General features: G+C 35.7%; 16 protein-coding genes. 5 read left to right on the forward strand and 11 right to left on the reverse strand.

Annotated elements, in window-relative coordinates; genetic code table 11:
- Positions 1 to 5: 5 nt before the first annotated feature.
- Positions 6 to 515, forward strand: a complete 510-nt coding sequence (gene cag4, locus H7N67_RS00180; protein ID WP_000462206.1) for a VirB1 family T4SS lytic transglycosylase Cag4 — start codon at positions 6 to 8, stop codon at positions 513 to 515.
- Between the two features lie 478 nt (positions 516 to 993).
- Here cag4 and cag5 read toward each other — a convergent pair whose 3' ends face one another.
- From cag5 to cagV, 7 genes are all read right to left on the reverse strand, one after another.
- Positions 994 to 3,240 carry a VirD4 family type IV secretion system ATPase Cag5 gene (gene cag5 / locus H7N67_RS00185; protein WP_187938658.1) on the reverse strand — a complete coding sequence of 749 codons (2,247 nt, stop codon included), beginning with the start codon at positions 3,238 to 3,240 and terminating at the stop codon, positions 994 to 996.
- 8 nt (positions 3,241 to 3,248) lie between these two features.
- Complete coding sequence (gene virB11 / locus H7N67_RS00190) at positions 3,249 to 4,241, reverse strand: cag pathogenicity island type IV secretion system ATPase VirB11 (protein WP_187938659.1); 993 nt, start codon at positions 4,239 to 4,241, stop codon at positions 3,249 to 3,251.
- 4 nt (positions 4,242 to 4,245) lie between these two features.
- Entirely contained in the window at positions 4,246 to 4,845 is a 600-nt protein-coding gene (gene cagZ, locus H7N67_RS00195) for a cag pathogenicity island translocation protein CagZ (protein ID WP_000418837.1), read from the reverse strand.
- Between the two features lie 134 nt (positions 4,846 to 4,979).
- The gene (locus tag H7N67_RS00200) at positions 4,980 to 10,199 is read right to left on the reverse strand and encodes a CagY family CD-EC repeat-containing protein (RefSeq protein WP_187938660.1); all 5,220 of its coding nucleotides are present in this window, start codon (positions 10,197 to 10,199) and stop codon (positions 4,980 to 4,982) included.
- 14 nt (positions 10,200 to 10,213) lie between these two features.
- Entirely contained in the window at positions 10,214 to 11,779 is a 1,566-nt protein-coding gene (gene cagX / locus H7N67_RS00205) for a type IV secretion system apparatus protein CagX (protein WP_000434006.1), read from the reverse strand.
- 52 nt (positions 11,780 to 11,831) lie between these two features.
- Entirely contained in the window at positions 11,832 to 13,439 is a 1,608-nt protein-coding gene (cagW, locus tag H7N67_RS00210) for a cag pathogenicity island VirB6 family T4SS protein CagW (protein WP_079359048.1), read from the reverse strand.
- A 4-nt stretch (positions 13,440 to 13,443) separates the two neighbouring features.
- Complete coding sequence (gene cagV, locus H7N67_RS00215) at positions 13,444 to 14,202, reverse strand: cag pathogenicity island type IV secretion system protein CagV (RefSeq protein ID WP_108337582.1); 759 nt, start codon at positions 14,200 to 14,202, stop codon at positions 13,444 to 13,446.
- Positions 14,203 to 14,582: 380 nt separating this feature from the next.
- Here cagV and cagU point away from each other — a divergent pair, with 380 nt between their 5' ends.
- Together cagU and cagT are read left to right on the forward strand one after the other, a co-directional pair.
- Entirely contained in the window at positions 14,583 to 15,239 is a 657-nt protein-coding gene (cagU, locus tag H7N67_RS00220; RefSeq protein ID WP_187938661.1) for a cag pathogenicity island translocation protein CagU, read from the forward strand.
- Positions 15,240 to 15,274: 35 nt separating this feature from the next.
- A complete protein-coding gene (cagT, locus tag H7N67_RS00225) occupies positions 15,275 to 16,117 on the forward strand; it encodes a type IV secretion system apparatus protein CagT (RefSeq protein ID WP_187938662.1) in 843 nt (280 codons plus the stop codon).
- 188 nt (positions 16,118 to 16,305) lie between these two features.
- Here the strand turns inward: cagT and cagS are convergent, their stop codons facing one another.
- The 4 genes from cagS to cagP all read right to left on the reverse strand — a co-directional run bounded on the left by cagS (position 16,306) and on the right by cagP (position 18,497).
- Positions 16,306 to 16,905, reverse strand: a complete 600-nt coding sequence (gene cagS, locus H7N67_RS00230; protein ID WP_187938663.1) for a cag pathogenicity island protein CagS — start codon at positions 16,903 to 16,905, stop codon at positions 16,306 to 16,308.
- A gap of 440 nt (positions 16,906 to 17,345) precedes the next feature.
- Positions 17,346 to 17,666, reverse strand: a complete 321-nt coding sequence (locus H7N67_RS00235) for a cag pathogenicity island protein (RefSeq protein ID WP_332258175.1) — start codon at positions 17,664 to 17,666, stop codon at positions 17,346 to 17,348.
- Entirely contained in the window at positions 17,663 to 17,842 is a 180-nt protein-coding gene (locus tag H7N67_RS07900; RefSeq protein ID WP_232262973.1) for a hypothetical protein, read from the reverse strand. The genes H7N67_RS00235 and H7N67_RS07900 overlap by 4 nt, the downstream gene beginning before the upstream one ends.
- A gap of 310 nt (positions 17,843 to 18,152) precedes the next feature.
- Positions 18,153 to 18,497 (reverse strand): cag pathogenicity island protein CagP, encoded by a 345-nt coding sequence (gene cagP / locus H7N67_RS00240; protein ID WP_187938665.1) that lies wholly within the window; start codon positions 18,495 to 18,497, stop codon positions 18,153 to 18,155.
- A gap of 434 nt (positions 18,498 to 18,931) precedes the next feature.
- Here cagP and cagM point away from each other — a divergent pair, with 434 nt between their 5' ends.
- Positions 18,932 to 20,062: a type IV secretion system apparatus protein CagM gene (gene cagM, locus H7N67_RS00245; RefSeq protein WP_187938666.1), complete on the forward strand. Its 1,131-nt coding sequence runs from the start codon at positions 18,932 to 18,934 to the stop codon at positions 20,060 to 20,062.
- A gap of 14 nt (positions 20,063 to 20,076) precedes the next feature.
- Positions 20,077 to 20,997 (forward strand): cag pathogenicity island type IV secretion system protein CagN, encoded by a 921-nt coding sequence (cagN, locus tag H7N67_RS00250; protein ID WP_187938667.1) that lies wholly within the window; start codon positions 20,077 to 20,079, stop codon positions 20,995 to 20,997.
- Positions 20,998 to 21,045 lie beyond the last annotated feature (48 nt).

The raw sequence follows: 21,045 nt of genomic DNA on the forward strand, positions 1-21,045 counted from the left end.
AAGTTTTGTTTGAGAAATGGATTGGTCTGACCTTACTCCTTAGTTCCTTAGGCTATCCATGCCAAAAGGTAAGCATTAGTTTCAAGCAATACGAAAATCTTATCCATATCCATCAAAAAGGTTGCAACAATGAAGTGGTGTGCAGAACGCTCATCTCTATCGCTTTACTAGAAAGCTCTCTAGGGTTGAACAACAAGCGAGAAAAATCCCTTAAAGACACTTCTTACTCCATGTTTCATATCACCCTAAACACCGCTAAAAAGTTCTACCCTACCTATTCTAAAACGCTTCTCAAAACCAAATTGTTAAACGATGTGGGTTTTGCGATCCAATTAGCCAAACAAATTTTAAAAGAAAATTTTGATTATTACCACCAAAAACACCCCAACAAAAGCGTGTATCAATTAGTAGAAATGGCCATAGGCGCTTACAATGGGGGAATGAAACACAACCCTAATGGCGCTTACGTGAAGAAGTTTCGTTGTATTTATTCGCAAGTGCGATACAACGAATAAAGCATGCTAGAATTAACTTATTTTGAATCTTTATAATTTTTACAAGCAATCTTGGTGGTATACTCCTACTATCTTACAAATTTATAATAATATCATTTGCATCATTATCTTTTAATCTTTTTAAAATATATTTTGCTTCTTTTTGTTAAGATATTTTGTCTTTTTATTTTTTGGAATAGGCTTTTGCTTTCCTTATAAGAACATATAGCGTAAGAATTCTTCCAATTCGCACCATTTTCTCTGAGCATGGGTGCTGTAAGAATGGCTTGATGAATTTTAACCTAGCGCATGCAACAATCACTAGAGCGATGGTTGGCAAAACAAAGAACACACAAGCTTTTGATGAGTGAAAATTCCATTAAAGATATAGGAAAACTCAAACGCTTCATGCAAGACAAAGATCATATTTTTTAGCAAAGAAGCACCTGATCTGATTTTGAAAGACTTCCAAAACGAAACTAATGATTAGAAACTAAAATCACAGTTCGCTTGAACCCACAGGCACTAAAGACTTGTCATAGCTCAATTCGCCTCTGGTTTTAGCGGCTTGCAAGTCATCATAAAATGTTGCTTGATTAGGCACTTTCCCCAATTTGTATTTCTTGCTCAAGCTTGGACTCACCTTAATGAGTTCATCGGTGAAGAAAGGATCATCGTAGTAAAGCGCCTTGTGGCATTTGATGGGTTTGAGCGTATTTTCTAAAATAATAAGCTCATCGCCCATAGTCATCAATTCATCAGGGGTCATCAAAAACCGCTCCTTGTTGCTGATAGAAGTGTTGGTCTTACCCGTATTGTCATCAATGCTTCGGCTCACATCTTGCCTTGTGTATTTCCCTAACACTTTAGAAAGCTTTTCAAAATGTTCATAGTAGTTATCGTTGTTGATCCCATAATACATATTCAAAGAAAGGTTGTCTAAAATAGTCTTAGCGCCATTCCTACCATAACCAAGTGGGGGATCATTTTCTAATTGCGCCTTACTTTGAAACACAAAAGCAGGGCGCATGTTGTATTCTGCCATGATCCCTACCGCTTTAACAAAGGTCTCTAAATAGCCACACAAAGTGAATTCATCCATGAGCATTAAGCAACTTCTTTTGCATTGTGGATCATGGATTGGTAGAATAAGGTTGCTATAAATCATCACGTTGAAAAACAGCTCTAATATCGGTCCAACAATAGTGCTTTCTTTAGGATTAGCGATCACACCAATACTCACTGCATCGATCCTTAAACGCCTGAAATCAAAATCATTAGCGCTCGTGAAATTTCTGATCATTGCGTTATTATAAGGAGCAAAGGCTGAAGTGTATACCCCTTGAACAGAGCTATAAGTTTCTCTAGCGCCACCCATTGTCTTGAAGTTATTCCACATGTTTCTAGTGGCAGGACTAAGCGCTCTTAGATTATCGCCACTCTTATCTTCTTCACCTCCAAAAAATTCCATTAAAGACACGACTTTTTCCATGTTTGTGTCTTCATCAATCAGGTTGATCCCGCTTGCCATAGAACCTATGAAAAACATCGTAGGGGTTTCAGGCATGATGATTTTTTTTCTTTTGACAAACTCTAATCCCTTTTTAGTCCACATGAGATCCCTGTAAATATTGCAATTGATGACAAAAAGGTTTCGCGCCTGATTGCTAAAAAAAGGATCTTTTTCATTAGGTCTTTCAGGGAACACTAATTTAGCCAATCCAAAGATTTGAGTGGAAAAATCCCCTCCACTAGCCACCATGCCATGCCCTTTTAAGCGTGTGTCAATTTGAGAGAGTATGTCTTCAGTCAAAACCACATCATTACCAAAATCCACATAAGCGAAAGGATTAAATCGGTGTGTTTTTAAGGAGAAAGGTTCATAGATGAACACTTTTTGGTTGAAGCGTTTTTCTCTGATTTTCCCGCAAGTTTCCATAGTGTCAGCCTTAGGATCAAACACAACGATATTTTGAGGATAATTGATCATATTGGGCATGATGAAACCCACCCCCTTACCGCTCCTAGTAGGGGCAATGAGTCCAATGAACGCCTGTCCTGCGTAAGCGATAAAATCCCCTAAGCCACGCCTGCCTACAATAACCTCTCGTTTGTCAAAGGCGCGTTTTTTATTGTTGGGTGTGATGAGCTTGGCTTTGATCATTTTTTCTTCAGTTTCCCAACTCGCGCTACCAAAGAGATCATCAACTTTTTTATTCGCTCCTATATCTCTAGTCCGAGTTAAGTATTTTAAGAACCACACAAAAAAGGTAATGAAGATATAAGAGCATAAAATAGAACTATATACGACTAAGGATATATTGAACCCATAAATCTTGAGCGAGCTAAAAGTGAGCGCCTTAAAATAGTAATTAGGAAAATCTTGTATCGCATAGACCCATATATCAAAAAGATCATCATCGCTCTCAGGCAATTTATTATCATCATAAAAATTACCTAAGAGAATCAAGAAAAATAACCCTGATGTGATAAAAGAATAGGATAGTAATAGTATCGCTTGCAACCAAAAGCCAAAGGTTTTAACCCTTTCTTTCAGCCCATCTATAATGATTTCTTTAAAGCTTTTTTTCTTTTGAGGCTGGTTAGCTTTATCTTTAAAAACCTTTTTTTGAGTTTTTATGAATTTGTAGAGGAAAAACAACGCTATTAACCCTATGAAACTAAAAATAACAACCAACTTATAATCCTCTATGAAGTATAAGGCGTTATACAAAAAGTCTTCCATTGTGCCTACTACCTATGTTTGATATAAAACTCATCACACTGTTTGTGGTGGTTGATATGAACAATTATATCAATCAAATCTTTAAAGCCTTCAATGAGACTTTCAAACTTGATATTCCTTGCTGCGCTATTAGATGAACTCATGTTGGCTAAACGAATAAACGCTTCTTCACTGCTCCCTGCATGCAGAGTGGTTAGCGTGCCTTTATGACCGCTACAAAGCACATTATAAAAATCGTATGCCTCACTGCTTCTGAGTTCCCCTAAAATGATTCTATCAGGTCGCATTCTCAAACATGACTTTAAGCAATCAGCAGAGGTGATATTCCCACCAAAAAAGAGCTGCGTGTAGTTCTTGTGGTGTTTGAATACAATCTCTTCGGTGTCTTCAATGGATATGATCCTTTCTTCTTTGGGGATAAACTCCATGATGCTTTTGATATAAGTCGTTTTACCGCTTCCTGTGCCACCACAAACAATGACATTCTTACCAATAGCAATACCATCTTTAATCGCACTGATCGCTTGTTCTTTGTTATCTAGTAGATTATAAAAACCTTGTTCTTCAAAGAAGCTATGAGGATAGGTTGTTTTGCTAGGTATCCTTATGGATATGGAAATGGTTTCATCATTAACTGTAACAGGGGAAAGGACAATCTGCACCCTTTCACCATTCGCTAAATTGCTACTCAAAATAGGATTTTCATAGTTGTCTATTGTTTTTTTCTTAAAACTTGCACAACACCGAGCAAAATGCATTAAACGAGGCAGACTAAAGGCTTTCCTGTCTCTCACATCAAATGGTTGCCATTCGCCATTATTTTTTAAAACCCATACAACCTTGTTCCCATTGTAACAAATCTCAGTGATATTTTCCATTTTTAAAAAATCACCAAAAAGTTCTTCAGTAGCATGCCTTAGAGGATTTAATGCCGCTTCTTTTAAAGCTCTTTCTACTTCTAGAAATTTTTTATCTTCTGCACTCAATCTGTCTTCAGTCATGTTCTTATTCCAAATTTAATTTTAATTGGGTTATCAATTTAGCTCTTTCTAAAGAAGTGAGATAAGTCTTATTTTTGCTCAAAATAATATATTTAGTCCCTATATCTTGGACAATCTCATTGAGCTTTTTCCCAAAATCATCTATCCCTAGAATCTGAAACGCCACGCCCATCATATTGCCATCTATGAATGGCGGTAAATACTCTCTTGGCAGATAAGAAGCCACTAGGTCTGAAATTCTTGCCACTTCATCACACATGAAATTATTGAAGTTGTCAGAAATTTCTGCAACAAACTCCCCAAGCGTTAGTTCATTTTTGATCGTGCTTTCTGCAAAAGTCTTTTCTTGTTTGCAACGATTGTAACTGGCTAACACAAGGTTGTTTAAATAGTTGTAATAAGTATCAAAACTAATAAAATTCTTTTGCATATTGATTCTTAACTCTTGAACTCTTCTCAAAAAATCTTGCGGATCGTTGCTATCTTTTAAAGAAGTGGCGTAATTTTGAATAAACTTATCCCTTACTTCATTCGCATTTCTCATAAGAGAGCTGTTGCTATCTAAGATCTTTTGTCTTTCTGTTTCATTGAAACCTAGTTCCATTGCTGTTTCCTTTCATTGTTTTTGCTTGGTTTTTTCTGCCACTATATTCTCTAGAAGAGCCTAGTTGGTTTTGTCTTTTATTTGGTAAAGAACCGAGTTTAATAACATGAATATATTTTATCCTTTCTCTTGAATCAATTGCCACCTTTGGGGCTTGTGGTGATTTCTTCATGTTCTCTAGACAAAGTTTTGGTGCTTTGTTTGATGATTTCATCTACCACAGATTTGTTGGTAATTTTAACATCATACACGCCACTAAAATCAATATCGTCCATTGTGAGAATCTTAATACTATCGCCCTCGTTTTTGTAAAAACTTGGGGGGATATTCATCAGTTGCCCTAGAATTTGATTAGACATCTGAGCTGAACTTTGCATACTGCCATTGATAGCTTGACCCAAAGCGTAATTAAATTCAGGTGTCCTTTCACTTCTGCCTTTGCCAAGGCCTATGAGTTTATCTAGGGCTATGATAGGCGCGGTTTGCAAGAAGCTATTAACCACGCTTGCTATCACAGCAAAGCCTATGCGCTTCATGAAGTGATTATTCACATAGCCATCTACCCCTGCTTCACCTAGCATGCCTGCTGCTTGAGCGTTTGCTAGAGGTATAATCACCCCATCAGGCGTAATGGCTTTAGTGAAGACTATCATTAAGCGAGTCATAATAGGCGTGCCACCTTTCACGCTTTGATAATTCCCATACACCTTAGTGCCTTTGTCTAATAAGATCATAGTGCCGTTCATGTTCCATACATCTTTGGCTACAACCCCACTCACTATACCCGTGAGAGTGGCATCTACTTTAGAAGTCAGAGTGATTTCAATGGGAGTGTATTGCGCTAAAACAAATGTGGGATCACTCTTGCCTATAAAGGCCTGTTTGACAGGGCTTGTTTCATCTTGTTTTTCTTCTTTCTTTTTATCGTCAATGGGATTACCATTTTCATCTACAAAATCCCCACTCTTTTCTTTTTTGTTCTTAAGAGCGATTTCGCTGATATTTTTGGCAGTTTCTGCGACATCTTTGTCTATCTTATTGCTTTCTGCTTTAGTTTCTACTGCGGGTTTTTTACTTTTTTCTTTATCGTCATCTTTTTTATCGCCACCTAAAGCCTTAGCTAATTTAGCTTCTAAATTCTTATCCTTAATGGTTTTCTCTGTTTCGTATTGTTTAGTAATATCAGGCTCTATGGAAGCATAAATAGGATTATCGCTAGCTATTTTGTCCGCATCAACATTAGTGGCGTTAATAGTGGCAATATCGCCACCATTTTTAAAATCCATTGGCAACAATGGATAACCTTTAGCCGCCATGTTATCAAAGGTTTTGCGGCTTCTTAGATCGCTATAAATCCGATCCACTTCATCAGCTTGTCGTTTGATTCCTAGAATTAGCGCCCTTTCGCTATCGCTCAAGCCCTCTAAACATTGCTCTATGGCTTCTTGATCAGTAGGGTCATCTAAGTTATCCAAGCACTCGCTTGCTTGATGCAACCTTTCTGTTTTACTCAATTGATTTTGTTTGTTCTGCGCCCTTTTATTTTGGATTTCTTGGATCAAATCGCTATAAAGGTTTTGGCATTTCCTTTTTTCTTCATCGGTCCTAGCCGTTTTCAAACAATCCAAAACAGCCTTTTCTCTGGCTTCTTGCAGGTATTTGAGCTTCTCTTCATCGCTCAAACCATCCAAACACTTCATGATAGCCGCTCTGTCGTTAGGATCGGCGTTTTTCAAGCAATCTTTTATCGCTTTATCTTTTTGTTGGCGCTGTTTCTCTAAAAATTTTCTCGCTTCAGGCGTGAGTAATTTCTCGCATTCTTGTTTCTCTTTTTCATTCCTAGCTCTTGAAACGCAGTCTAAATAAGCCTTAACGCTCTTTTTAACTTCTTGCTCTAATAGTTTCCTCGCTTCAGGGGTGAGTAATTTCTCGCATTCTTGTTTCTCTTTTTCATTCCTAGCTCTTGATACGCAGTCCTTGTAAGCCTTAACACTCTCTTTAGCTTCTTCTAAAAGTTTCCTCGCTTCAGGGGTGAGTAACTTCTCGCATTCTTTTCTTTCAGCTTCGTTTTTGGCTTTTGATACGCAATCCAAATAAGCCTTAACGCTTTTTTTAGATTCTTCTAAAAGTTTTCTCGCTTCAGGCGTGAGCAATTTCTCGCATTCTTTTTTCTCTTTTTCATTCCTAGCTCTTGAAACGCAGTCTTTGTAAGCCTTAACACTCTCTTTGGCTAAAACCTTTTTCTGTAAGTCTTTAGGGAGATCTTTGACACACCTTTTTTTCTCAGCTTCGGTTTTAGCGTTTTTCAAACAATCTAGCGCTTGATTCTCTAAAAATTTTCTCGCTTCAGGCGTGAGTAATTTCTCGCATTCTTGTTTCTCTTTTTCATTCCTAGCTCTTGAAACGCAGTCTAAATAAGCCTTAACGCTCTTTTTAACTTCTTGCTCTAATAGTTTCCTCGCTTCAGGGGTGAGTAATTTCTCGCATTCTTGTTTCTCTTTTTCATTCCTAGCTCTTGATACGCAGTCCTTGTAAGCCTTAACACTCTCTTTAGCTTCTTCTAAAAGTTTCCTCGCTTCAGGGGTGAGTAATTTCTCGCATTCTTTTCTTTCAGCTTCGTTTTTGGCTTTTGATACGCAATCCAAATAAACCCTAACACTCTCTTTGGCTAAAACCTTTTTCTGTAAGTCTTTAGGGAGATCTTTGACACACCTTTTTTTCTCAGCTTCGGTTTTAGCGTTTTTCAAACAATCTAGCGCTTGATTCTCTAAAAGTTTCCTCGCTTCAGGGGTGAGTAATTTCTCGCATTCTTGTTTCTCTTTTTCATTCCTGGCTCTTGATACGCAGTCCTTGTAAGCCTTAACACTCTCTTTAGCTTCTTCTAAAAGTTTTCTCGCTTCAGGCGTGAGTAACTTCTCGCATTCTTTTCTTTCAGCTTCGTTTTTGGCTTTTGATACGCAATCCAAATAAGCCTTAACGCTTTTTTTAGATTCTTCTAAAAGTTTTCTCGCTTCAGGCGTGAGCAATTTCTCGCATTCTTTTTTCTCTTTTTCATTCCTAGCTCTTGAAACGCAGTCTTTGTAAGCCTTAACACTCTCTTTAGCTTCTTCTAATAGTTTTCTCGCTTCAGGCGTGAGTAACTTCTCGCATTCTTTTCTTTCAGCTTCGTTTTTGGCTTTTGATACGCAATCCAAATAAACCCTAACGCTCTCTTTGGCTAAAACCTTTTTCTGCAAGTCTTTAGGGAGATCTTTGACACACCTTTTTTTCTCAGCTTCGGTTTTAGCGTTTTTCAAACAATCTAGCGCTTGTTGCTCTAAAAGTTTTTTCGCTTCAGGGGTGAGTAATTTCTCACACTCTTTTTTCTCATCTTCAGTTTTGGCTTGAGATACGCAATCCAAATAAGCCTTAACGCTTTTTTTAGCTTCTTCTAACTTTTTTTTCGCTTCAGGGGTGAGTAATTTCTCGCATTCTTGTTTCTCAGCTTCAGTTTTGGCTTGAGATACGCAATCCAAATAAGCCTTAACGCTCTCTTTGGTTTCTTCTTCTAAAAGTTTTCTCGCTTCAGGCGTGAGTAATTTCTCACACTCTTTTTTCTCAACTTCAGTTTTGGCTTGAGATGCGCAGTCTTTATAAGCTTTAACGCTCTCTTTAGCTAAAATATCGCTTTGTAAGTCTTTAGGGAGATCTTTCAAACACTTTTTTCGTTCTTCATCGGTTTTAGCGTTTTTCAAACAATCTAGCACTTGTTGTTCTAACTTTTTTTTCGCTTCAGGGGTGAGTAATTTCTCACACTCTTTTTTCTCTTTTTCATTCCTAGCTCTTGAAACGCAGTCCTTGTAAGCCTTGACGCTCATATCAGCTAGTAGTTCTTTTTGCAAGTCTTGGGGAATATTTTTCAAGCACTCGTTTCGTTCTTCATCGGTTTTAGCGTTTTTCAAACAATCTAGCGCTTGTTGTTTCAATCTTTCTATAGCTTCTTTAGACAAGCCTTTCAAGCATTCGTTTTTTTCAGCTTCTGTTTTGGCGTTTTTGACACAATCCTTATACTCTTGAAGCTCTTTTTGAAGCTCTAATTCCTTACGGAATTTCTCTCTAATATCAGGGTCATTTATGAGTTTTAGGCACTCTTTCCGTTCTTCATCGGTTTTAGCGTTTTTCAAACAATCTAGAGCTACTTGAACTTTTTGTTGGTTCAGTAAGCTTTTTTTCAGGTTTTCATCTTTGATTAAATCTAAACACTTGATTCTTTCTTCTTCAGTTTTGGCATTTTTGATGCAGTCGTTATAAGCCTCTAGAGTCTTTTTCATTTGATCTTGAAGTTTTTTGTCTTTGATAAGCTTCAAACATTCTTCATAGTTACCACCATTACTAATACACTCATAAAAGGCTCTCAATGGGTTTTTGTCCTCAATTTCTGCAATATTCAAATAGTTGTATAAGGTTCTATTGGGATCGTCATTGAAGAAAAGATTCTTATCGATCATATTGCCTTTTTCATTCCGTTCTTTCAGCAATCGGTTATACTCTTGCCTTATTTGGATTTCATCATTGACATAAAGATTCCTGTCTTTGCTAAAACGAGAGCTTTTATCTTCCAAAGGCATGAAGTAGTGAAAAATGCTTCTAGAAAATAAAATAATCACGATAAGAGCAGCGACTACAATGCCGCCAATAATGTATTTCTTTTTGCTTCCTTTGATAATCTCTTGATCGTTAGAGTCGTCAGTTATTTCTTCTAGCTTGTCTTCATCAAAATGGGTTTTAGTTTCTTGGGTTTTAGTTTCTGTGGGGTTGTCAAGATGATTGTCTGAACTTTCTGTGGGGTTGTCAAGATGATTGTCTGAGCTTTCTTCTTTTAAAAGATCTTCAAAATGATTGGCTTCCGTTGCTTCTTCATTAGATAGATCTTGGGGTGAATCTTGTTGGGTTTTTTCAGAAGTTTCATCATCAATCAAGTCCGTTTGAGTTTCTTCTTGATGCTCATTATTTTCTTGATCGTCTTCTTCGTTCAGTTTTTGGGCTTCTTCATCTAAACTCTTTTGCTGAGTGAAAGGTCTTTTATCATCAACTAATTTTCTGGCTTTCTTGAATAACTTGTCTGCTAGACTGCCATTGCTAGATTCTGAAGTTTCATTACCTCCAGAATCCATTTGAGTTTGGGTTTCTTCTGGCTTGTCTTCATCAAAATGGGTTTTAGTTTCTGTGGGGTTGTCAAGATGATTGTCTGAACTTTCTTCTTTTAAAAGATCTTCAAAATGATTGGCTTCCGTTGCTTCTTCATTAGATAGATCTTGGGGTGAATCTTGTTGGGCTTTTTTAGAAGTTTCAAGTTTATCGTTTTCTTCATTCATGTCTTAACGCCTTTTTATTTATCTCTGACAAGAGGGAGCTTTTTAATCACACGCTCCAATTCACCATAGTTTTTGATATTGTAATTTTTTGTCAATGGATTTTTCCCATAGCCTTTATTGATCACTGTTACAAGGGCTTTGTCTTTAATGAGCTTAAACTTCTCTGCAATTTCATTAACTCTATACCATCTCAATCCTGAATTGGTCATGTTAGGATCAATGGCGGCATCAGTCATGCTCAATTTCCCATCAGGTTGAACCACAAAAATAGCAGGTTGGAGAGTGATGTTTTTGAAACCAAAATAAGTGAATGTGCCATCATCAAAAATTTCAGAGGGCATAATATGTTTAGAGCGTTTTTCAGGCGCTTGGTAGTAATTGTAGTTTCTAGGCACAGGGTTTCTTTTTAACGCATTATGCACATATTGGGTCTCTAGCGCCTTTGCTTGATCTAGTATAATTTTTTGTTTTTCTTCTCTTATTTTTTCTTTGTTGATAATCTGTTCATTGCTCGCCATCATTACTCTATTAATGTAGGCTGTGGTGTTGAGATTTTCTTGCTTGATCAATTCTCTCTGCCTCTTTGCTTCTTCTCTCTTTTTTAATTCCTCTTCAATAACGCTAGAGACTTCGTGTCTTTGTGGGTATTCTAATTTGACCGTTAGATACGCTGAAGCAAAATTGTCTTTTTGAGCTATCCTCAAAATGAATTGATACAAGGCTTTATTGGTCCGCACAACAAGATTAGTCCTCCAAGCACTATCGCTAGGAGATAATTCTATGGAGTTATCCTCGGGGCTTTTTTGAGATTTATCTGTCTTAATACTGATTTTATCCTTGGCTCTTTGCCTAACTGCCTCTTCAGCTTGTTTCTTGTTGAGTTCTTCAATTTGTTTGAGCGCGTTAGCTTGAGCCTGCTCTTGCATGTCCTCTAGTCGTTCCATTTGGTCTAATTCATTTTCTCTCTGTTGCTTGATCAATTCGCTAAGATTTTTGTTATTGCTCAAATTTTGTGGGTTACTCATAGCGTTAGTGAGATTTTCTAAATTGGCTCTATTTTTTGCACGCTCCTCCTTTCTTTTTTCTCTTTTATCTTTTTGCGCTTTTTGCGCTTGTTCTTTAGCTTCTTTTTCTTTTTCTAGAGCTTTTTTTTGTTCTTCTAATTCTTTGGGGTCAGGCGCATCTACGATAAGTTTTTTTGTTTTTAAAAATTCTTGGTAATCTCTTGTCATTAGGGCAAAATTCACTGCTTCTTTTTCAAACATGAGATTACTTTTTACCGATTTAGGTTGAATGAATATGTGATTAGAATTAGGCACAATATTCCAACCTTTATTGAAACCTGTTGTGATGTAAGAAATAGTTTCATCTTTTTCAAGTTGGATCACAGTAACATTGTCTAATGAAGTCCAAATCGTGATGGGTTTTTCATCTCCCAAATAAGCAATCTTCTTATTCACCACTTTCACCCTGCCACGATTAAAATTTTTAATGTCAGGTGCTGCTTCTATTACGCTAGATAAAAATAAATAACCAAGACAGAAACAGTTAACAATTTTTTTAAAAAATGCCTGCTCCATCAACAATTCCTCTTAAAAAATATTTGTAATTGTAACACAAGAATAAAGTGGCTTATCCTTTAAACATAGATCCACCAACTCTTCCTACCATTAAGGCATCTCTTTCTCTATCCATCCTGCTGCCATCCATAGAGACAGAGCTGAAAATGGTATTAACGATCGCATTGACACTCTCAATAATCGTCTCTATGAAACCTTTTAAAATAAATAGAGTGATCAAACTCGCAATAGTTGAATCGATACCCAGTCCCCCTTGATTGATGTTTTGTATAGCAACAGAGGGCGTTATGGTCAAATTGAATGCCAATAATGCCAAAACACCAAAAAGTAAAATAGGAATAGCTAGAACCAAGATAAACAAATTATTAATAAACCATATCAATATGTTTTTCATGGAATCTTTGAACCAATCTAGCACGATCAAACATACTGCAATAGGGAACACAATACCGCTAAAAGCCCCAGCTATCAAAGGTTTCACAACCACAGTGCTTATTCTCATAATGATAGTTACTTGCATAAAAATGGCGAATAAAGAAATACCTGCCACTTGCAAGCCTTGTAACAAACTAGGAGCGTTGTTGCCAACATTAGAAAAAACAGCTCTTACTGCAGGTAAAATTGAATTAACAGTGTAATTCAGCACTAAATCTAAAGCCCAAAAAAGAACTTGATTCAGCCCAAAAGCGCCTGCTAAACCAAAATAAATAGAATAAGAGATTTTATAAAGATAACCAAAACCTGCATAGGCGATAAAAGAGACCATCGCCATTTTGAATAATGTCCCCCCAATAAATCGCATGTATTCAAAACCTATGTTAATCTGAATGTTACTTGAAATATCTCTCAATTTCATAAAAGAAATAAAAACAAAAATCCCAAAAACAATATAAATCAGGTAAGAAACAAAATCAAGATATGACCCTTGCCCTATGATAATGTCAGGCAGATTGACTACACCATATGCAGGAAGAACAGCAGCGTCCGCTCCTTTGACAACAGATTCTAATGCGGCAAAAGCAAGCATGGCTGTAGTGTTGTTTTGCAGTTTATTTGCAGTGAATTCTTTACCAATCAGCCAAATTAAACCATCAGCTGTAATATTCGTAGAAGCTTGAGCGGTTATTGAGCCAATTATTTGTAAAAGAATATTGCCTTTCACATTGTCCTCAACACCGCCTTTGGTAAAATTCTGAATCTTGTTGCTCAAATTGTCTAGCACGCTATCCATGGATACATCTATGTTTTTATTTATCAATGCGTTCCAACCAAAATTACAGCCACTTGATGGCGTTAGAGCAAAACCTTGTATAGCTGTAGCAACACTTGCCCATGCCGATCCCCATAAAGGACCTAAAGTATTCAAATATTTCACCAGATTGCTAGCGGCTAAACTTGTGGCTAATGGTGTGCTAAGCGCTTCGATCACACCCTGCCCTGAACTCTTTCCACTCCCTGATGCACCAATAGATGTATAGCCTGTCAAAATATCTGCAAAACTCTTGTTGGTTAAAACATAACTTGGTATCAGCATGCAATAAACTGTTTGGTAAATTTTGAGATTTGAAACAATGGGCAAATCAATAGCTTTCAACCAATTAGGAACAATGAGAAAAAAACTCATGATCGTTATTAAAAAAGTCCTTTTAAGATTAAACATGCTCTTATTTCTCTAATGCCTTATTTTTCGCTTCCACTTCTTTAATCTTTCTCAAAATTTCGCTTACTGTCTGTTCGTTTTGTAAATCCGTGATTTGAATGTCAAACACTTTGAAGCCAAAAGGATTGATGATAAGATTTTCTTGAGAAGAGTTACCTCTAGCAAAATCATAATAAATAGTTACTTGTTTTTTAGTAATATATTCATAATTTTCCATTGTATCAGGTGTGATTTTGATGGTAATGAAAAATGTTAATCTCGTTAAGGGACTATTTTTGACTTTTTCTCTTTGTATGTTAGAGCTAATGATAGCTTCTGCTCGGACTTTATCTACGAATTGTCTGATATTTTCATTGAACATTCTCATTGCTTGGGTTTGGAAACTCACATCGCAATATTGCATCAGTTGATCCTTGCGATCCCTCAAAGAATTTTTACTATAACCAAACAGCAATGAGACAAATTTTGAAGTTGCGCTATCCACAACAGCTTCAGAATTGACAATTTGCCTAGCATCGGAGCGTTTGACAATTTTAAATTCTCCTGTGTATCGATCAATGCCATAAACAAATATATCCGTTTTCTTCAAAGGCATCATCATCACAATACTCGTTACAGCAGCGACATTGAGTGCCATAGAGAGATAAAAAGCCCTTTTGAAAGTCCTATTGGCCTTATTGAGTTTTGCCAATCTATCAAGGGCTATCACACCCCCAACCAAATTTTCATCAATCAAGACTTCTTCGTTTTTTTTCCCTAACATGCGACAGCTTTATTGTTTAATTATTGGTTTGTTGGTTGTAAAATTTGAGAGATCTTTTCATTAAAAACTCCTTAAAATAACCCTAATTATAGCAAAATTTCTGTAAAAATATATATTTGAAAAACCTTTAACAAAAACCTTTTTGGATAAGGCGTTGAGCAAAGATTCCTTGATAATCAATGTAAGCAACGACTTGTTTCAAACAAGAAGCAAGATGAAACACGATGCAACTCAAAAAGTAAGAGCGATGAGCAAGCGGTCGTAACTCAATAATGAAATTTTAGAAGCGCCTAATTCAAAGAGATGAGACAATCGCAACTCATAGAGAGAATGGTATAATATCAAAATAATTTCTCAATTTAATTCTTGAAAGGAGTTTCATGAACGATACAACAGAGCATCATGGACCTAATCCGCTAAACGCCCCACCACCTAGCAACTCACAGAGCAATGATCTTTTAAATTTGCTAGACTCGTTATATCCCAAAGGGAGTTTAGGGGAGCAAAGATTTCACGAAGCTTTAAAGAATCAAGAAGAGTTGAAAAATATCCTGATAGAAATAGAAAAGCTACCGCAAGAAAAAAGGTATGAACTTCTGATGCAGATAGGACAAGCCAAACAGAAAATAATGGAGGCATACGCTCATTCATTCTTAGGATATATAGGGGGACTAGAGCATCTGTTAGGATTGTGTATGGGTGGGATATTTGTTTTGTTTGCAGTCTATTTTGTATTTTTAAGAACTAGCAAAAATGTGGATTTGGTGGAAAGTCTAAAAACAAAACTAAAACTTCAGTATTTTTACTATGCCTTTGGTGTGGGTGCGGTTTTGTTTTTTGGATTAGAGACAATTAGATCGATTTATGAACTATATATCTTAGGAATTGGTAGCACTAACGACAAGGTGCTCTTTGTTTTGAAAAACATTTGCTTCATAGGTATGGGCTATTTGATCTATAAAGTTATTAAAGTTATTGGTATAAAAAATTTTATCAATGGTCTTTTCACTTCAAAGAAACAAGGCGGTGCAGAATGAAACTAGTGAAACGAGAGCAATAAGGAGAAACAACAATGAAACGGAGAGCAAGTGTTTTAATCGGTGCGGCAATTCTGTGCTTAATTTTAAGCGCGTGCAGTAACTATGCGAAAAAAGTGGTGAAACAAAAGAACCATGTTTATACGCCTGTGTATAATGAACTGATAGAAAAGTATAGTGAGATCCCCTTAAATGACAAACTCAAAGACACACCATTCATGGTGCAAGTGAAGTTGCCAAATTACAAGGACTATTTGTTGGATAATAAACAAGTTGTACTAACTTTCAAACTTGTTCATCATTCTAAAAAGATTACGCTCATAGGCGATGCCAATAAGATCCTTCAATACAAGAATTACTTCCAAGCTAACGGGGCAAGATCCGACATTGATTTTTACTTGCAACCCACTTTGAATCAAAAGGGTGTGGTGATGATAGCGAGTAACTACAATGATAATCCCAACAACAAAGAAAAACCGCAGACCTTTGATGTGTTGCAAGGAAGTCAGCCAATGCTAGGAGCTAACACAAAAAACTTGCATGGCTATGATGTGAGTGGAGCAAACAACAAGCAAGTGATCAATGAAGTGGCAAGAGAAAAAGCTCAGCTAGAAAAAATCAATCAGTATTACAAGACTCTCTTGCAAGACAAGGAACAAGAATATACCACTAGGAAAAATAACCAACGAGAAATTTTAGAAACATTGAGTAATCGTGCAGGTTATCAAATGAGGCAGAATGTGATTAGTTCTGAGATTTTTAAGAATGGCAACTTGAACATGCAAGCCAAAGAGGAAGAAGTTAGGGAGAAGCTACAAGAAGAAAGAGAGAATGAATACTTGCGCAATCAAATCAGGAGTTTGCTCAGTGGTAAGTGATTGGAAGAAAAAAGGGAGAGAGTATAAGGGTAGAGAGAAACGCCAACGGGCGTTAGCTTTACTTGATAAGTAAGGCGATCAAGTAAGTTGAAGCACTCATCATTTTTTAATCCTGTCTCTGCCTGAGACGAATACTTTTCAAACTGAATTTTGTTAGTTACACCGAGATTTTTTGTTCGTTTTCCACATCAAGCATTTTGCACTCCTTTTTCTTTCATGTATTTTTCAAGATCAAATTTCATCAGCAGATCCCTAACATAGTCGTTATATTGTTCAATGGTTTTTAGATTAGCATAGAAATTCACTTCTTCATCTGTCATCACAAACAATTTCAATAGTGGGAGCTTAGTATCATACAATTCTATTTGCGAGTCCATTTCTCTAATACTCATCTTAAACATGATGGGCTTGCTGAAGAAAGGCAGAAATATTCCAAGAATTGATCGATCAAATTTGGAGAATAAGAAATTAGGATTCTCCGTAATCGCATGCAACAGTTCCATAGTCTCATTCTCAAGCAAACGATAAACCTTTTTAAATTTATCAATACCAATGCTTTTGATAACAGCGCGATAATCTTTCATGTAATTTCTTAGAACCTTATCTAACGCTCCCTTGTTTGTATGCATCTGCTTGAAAAAATCATGCATGGTTTTTATTTGATCCATGATTTTCTTTTTTTCATCAGTGCCTAAAAGTTCGTTCTCTTGCAAGCTCTTAATAAGTTTTTCTTTCTTATCTTTTGAGTTGGCAATCATTAAGAAGAGTTTTCGCATGTTATTACTCATATCGCTCTTGATCCCTTCAATGGATTTGGTTTCTCTTTAGATTGTTCAGATCGTAAAGGTTTATATTGAAATTATACAATATCTGTTGTGTGAAAATTTCAGAGCGGTCATAATTCAAAGAGCAAAAAACTATTTTTTTAACCATAAAATATTGTTTCAATCACTCTTATATCTATTTTTCAAAACCTACAAAAAACGCTTTCACAAATAGCCCTAAAAACCGATTTAAAAAGTTTTAATATTATATATTATTTTTAAAAAGCAAGATCGGTCGTAAAAATGCGTTACAACTAAAATAAAGGGTCAAGATAACTCATTTTCAAAAAGGAGTCTTAAGTAATAAAATCATAATATTCAGCTAGTAATCTATTGCCTTATTGATCAAACAAAGCTCTGCATGAAAGATGAAAAAATTCCATCTTTAGATAGTTAATACACCACTAGAGTCTTACTTGAGAGACACTCATTTTATTAGTGGTTTTGTCTGATTTGCTACTACCAAAACCATTACCAACCAAAGCAGATCCCATGTTTTTGATACTATCGAATCCATTCTTCAGCACTTCTGCCATAAAATTTTTGATATTGTCCATAGGCAAGTTGAATTTTTTCCCTAATATTTCATTAAGTCCCATCATTAACATCAGAAAGAACAAAAAACTTAATATCATAGAAAACAAATCACTGGATAAACCTGTAAAAAGATTTGTTCCACCACCCAACAAAGAAGCTAAAATTTTTCCCATACTCAGTCCTTTTATTTTTGGTTGTGTAAGTTATTGCTTGTTCGGATCTCTAATGCGTGTTTTAGTAGGAAGCATTTCACAATAGCATACCTAAAGCTAATAAGAAAATTCTTGAATCTAAGATTACTCATGAAATCAAGCGGTAAGCAACCACCAATCGCAAACAAATCAAATATTTTGCCACCAAACAAGCCATATCCCTTTTGTTTTTATCTCCTAATTATAGCAAATTTTTCTCAATATTAATTTGGAAAACCACCACCATATCAAAAACAAATTACTAACACACTAGATGCAGAATTATTTTTAAAAAACGCTCATTTAAATTTAAAATCATGGGGTTTTAGGATTTGAATACCAAAAATCGATTGGTTTTTTCAAATAAGCTAGCTTTGCGCATGCGCTTAAAAAGATTTTAGTTTTTAGTTAGTAAGGTTTTATACTAATGTGTGGAAATAAAGAAATTTCTCTAAATCAAGTCTTGAGAAATTTTTGAACGAATCATAAGAACCAATTTTGCCATTGAGTCATAAGCATGATTAGCTTCATTGTGAATTTTGCGTGGCTTAAGAGATAGTATTTGCTTATTATACTGAGAGAAACGAGTAGCAAAAGATAAGTAGTGTAATAAAAAAAGCTAGGTTTTATTATAAGAGCAAACAAGAATAATATCGGATAAACTAAAATCACCCCTGCCCCATAAGAAAAAAGCGCTATTAAAAAACCTATGACGATAGAACTGATATTGAACAGCCTATAATAAAGGCTGTACTTATCTAAATGTTTGTTGAAAGAATGTTTGAATTGTAAAAAGTTTTGTTTTAATTTGCTAATCGGTCGTTTCATTTTGGTTTTGAAAGAACTAGTTCAAGGCGGTGAACCTATAAAGGAGCAAAGGAGCATAGGAAATAATAAGTATTTTACAAAACCACCTTAATCTAGCTCAAAATCCCAAAGAATACCCTACTACGCTGACACTAACATGTGATATAACACAAACCAACGATTTGTTTATTTAATGTCAAACAAAGAACAGAAAAAACCTATCAAGGAATAAAGGAATTTCTATCCAAAAAACACAAGTCCATTGTATAAAAACAACCTTAAGAAAAACTTAAAAAATACCAACAAGCCACATATGAGCAAGCAAAACATAACACTATAAGACCTAGACTTTACTTACCTTTTGAATATGGAAAAATTTTAATCCATAGTTTTGTGGAAATTGTGGTAGAATATATTGATATTTTTTGAAAATTTAAGGTTACAAAAACTATAAGATGCTTGCAAAAATCGTTTTTAGCTCGTTGGTTGCGTTTGGAGTTTTGTCGGCTAATGTGGAGCAGTTTGGTTCATTTTTCAACGAGATAAAAAAAGAACAAGAAGAAGTGGCTGCAAAAGAAGACGCTCTTAAGGCTCGTAAGAAGCTCTTAAACAATACGCATGATTTCTTAGAAGACTTGGTTTTTAGAAAACAAAAAATCAAAGAGCTTGTGGATTACAGAGCTAAAGTTCTTTTAGATTTAGAAAACAAATACAAAAAAGAAAAAGAGGCTCTAGAGAAAGAGACAAGAGGTAAAATCCTTACTGCTAAGTCAAAGGCTTATGGTGATCTAGAGCAAGCCTTAAAAGATAACCCTCTCTATAAGAAACTTCTCCCTAACCCTTATGCCTATGTTTTAAACCAAGAAACATTCACCAAAGAAGATAAGGAGCGTTTGAGTTATTACTACCCCCAGGTGAAAACGAGCAGTATTTTTAAAAAAACTACCGCTACCACTAAAGATAAGGCTCAGGCTTTGCTTCAAATGGGTGTGTTTTCTTTAGATGAAGAACAAAACAAAAAAGCGAGCCGATTAGCTTTATCTTACAAGCAAGCGATTGAAGAATATTCCAATAATATTTCTAATCTGTTGAGCAGAAAAGAATTGGATAATATAGATTATTACTTGCAGCTTGAAAGAAACAAATTTGACTCCAAAGCAAAAGATATTGCTCAAAAAGCTACCAACACGCTTATTTTTAACTCGGAACGCTTGGCGTTTAGCATGGCGATTGATAAGATCAATGAGAAATACTTAAGGGGCTATGAGGCTTTTTCTAACTTGTTGAAAAATGTCAAAGATGATGTGGAATTGAATACTCTGACTAAAAACTTCACCAATCAAAAATTGAGTTTCGCACAAAAACAAAAATTGTGTTTGTTGGTTTTAGACAGCTTCAATCTTGATACCCAATCCAAAAAATCTATATTAAAAAAGACTAATGAATACAATATCTTCGTAGATAGCGATCCTATGATGAGCGACAAAACAACTATGCAAAAAGAACACTACAAGATATTTAATTTCTTTAAAACAGTGGTTTCTGCATACCGGAACAATGTTGCCAAGAATAACCCCTTTGAATAGGAAAGGAGATAATCTTGAAAAGTATCTTCAAAAAATTAGGTTCTGTCGCTTTTTATTCTTTGGTTATTTATGGGGGCTTAAATGCTATCAATACAGCATTATTACCGAGTGAATACAAAAAATTGGTGGCTTTAGGCTTTAAAAAAATCAAAACACTCCATCAAAGACATGACGACGAAGAAGTTACAAAAGAGGAAAAAGAATTCGCCACTAACGCTTTGAGAGAAAAATTACGGAATGATAGGGCGAGAGCAGAGCAAATTCAAAAGAATATTGAAGCGTTTGAAAAAAAGAACAACTCTTCTATTCAAAAAAAAGCGGCTAAGCACAGAGGATTACAAGAATTAAACGAAATTAACGCTAACCCTTTGAATGACAACCCTAATAGCAATTCTTCCACTGAAACTAAATCTAATAAAGATGATAACTTTGATGAGATGATCAATAAGGTGAATGAAGCTTTTGTGAAACCTGCTGCTCCGCTTGTGCCTAATGAGTGGAGAACACCTGAAATTGAAATCGTTATCAATAAGTGTATTATTTCAAGCAACGATTACGATGGGTTAAGAAAGTGTTTGATCAAAGGCATCAAGGATCAAAAAATTCTTGCCCCCTTATTAGAAAAAATTCAAGAAATAGAGACAGAAAATAACAAGTTTTCTAGACAACACTTGAGTGGTTTAAAACTCGCTCTTAATAACAGCAACAATAGAACCTTTCTTATAGCTTCGTGCGCTATTTGTGAGAAGAGAAAAAAAGAAATGGAGCAAGAAAATAACTACCAAGATACTACAAATGCAAGCGAGTTTGGAGCTACTGATACAAAAGAAAATGAAGCAAAAGATGCAACATTCTCAAACAATCGCTCTAAATCCGAACTGCCCAATAGCGTCATTAATCAAATAGAACAAAGCATCGCTCATGGAAAAAAATAGCGATCCAAATTATTAGCTCAAAAAACAACTAGAGAAACAAATCCCAAA

Origin of the sequence: Helicobacter pylori (assembly GCF_014498195.1) — a bacterium.
GTDB classification, from domain to species: Bacteria; Campylobacterota; Campylobacteria; order Campylobacterales; family Helicobacteraceae; genus Helicobacter; species Helicobacter pylori_DO.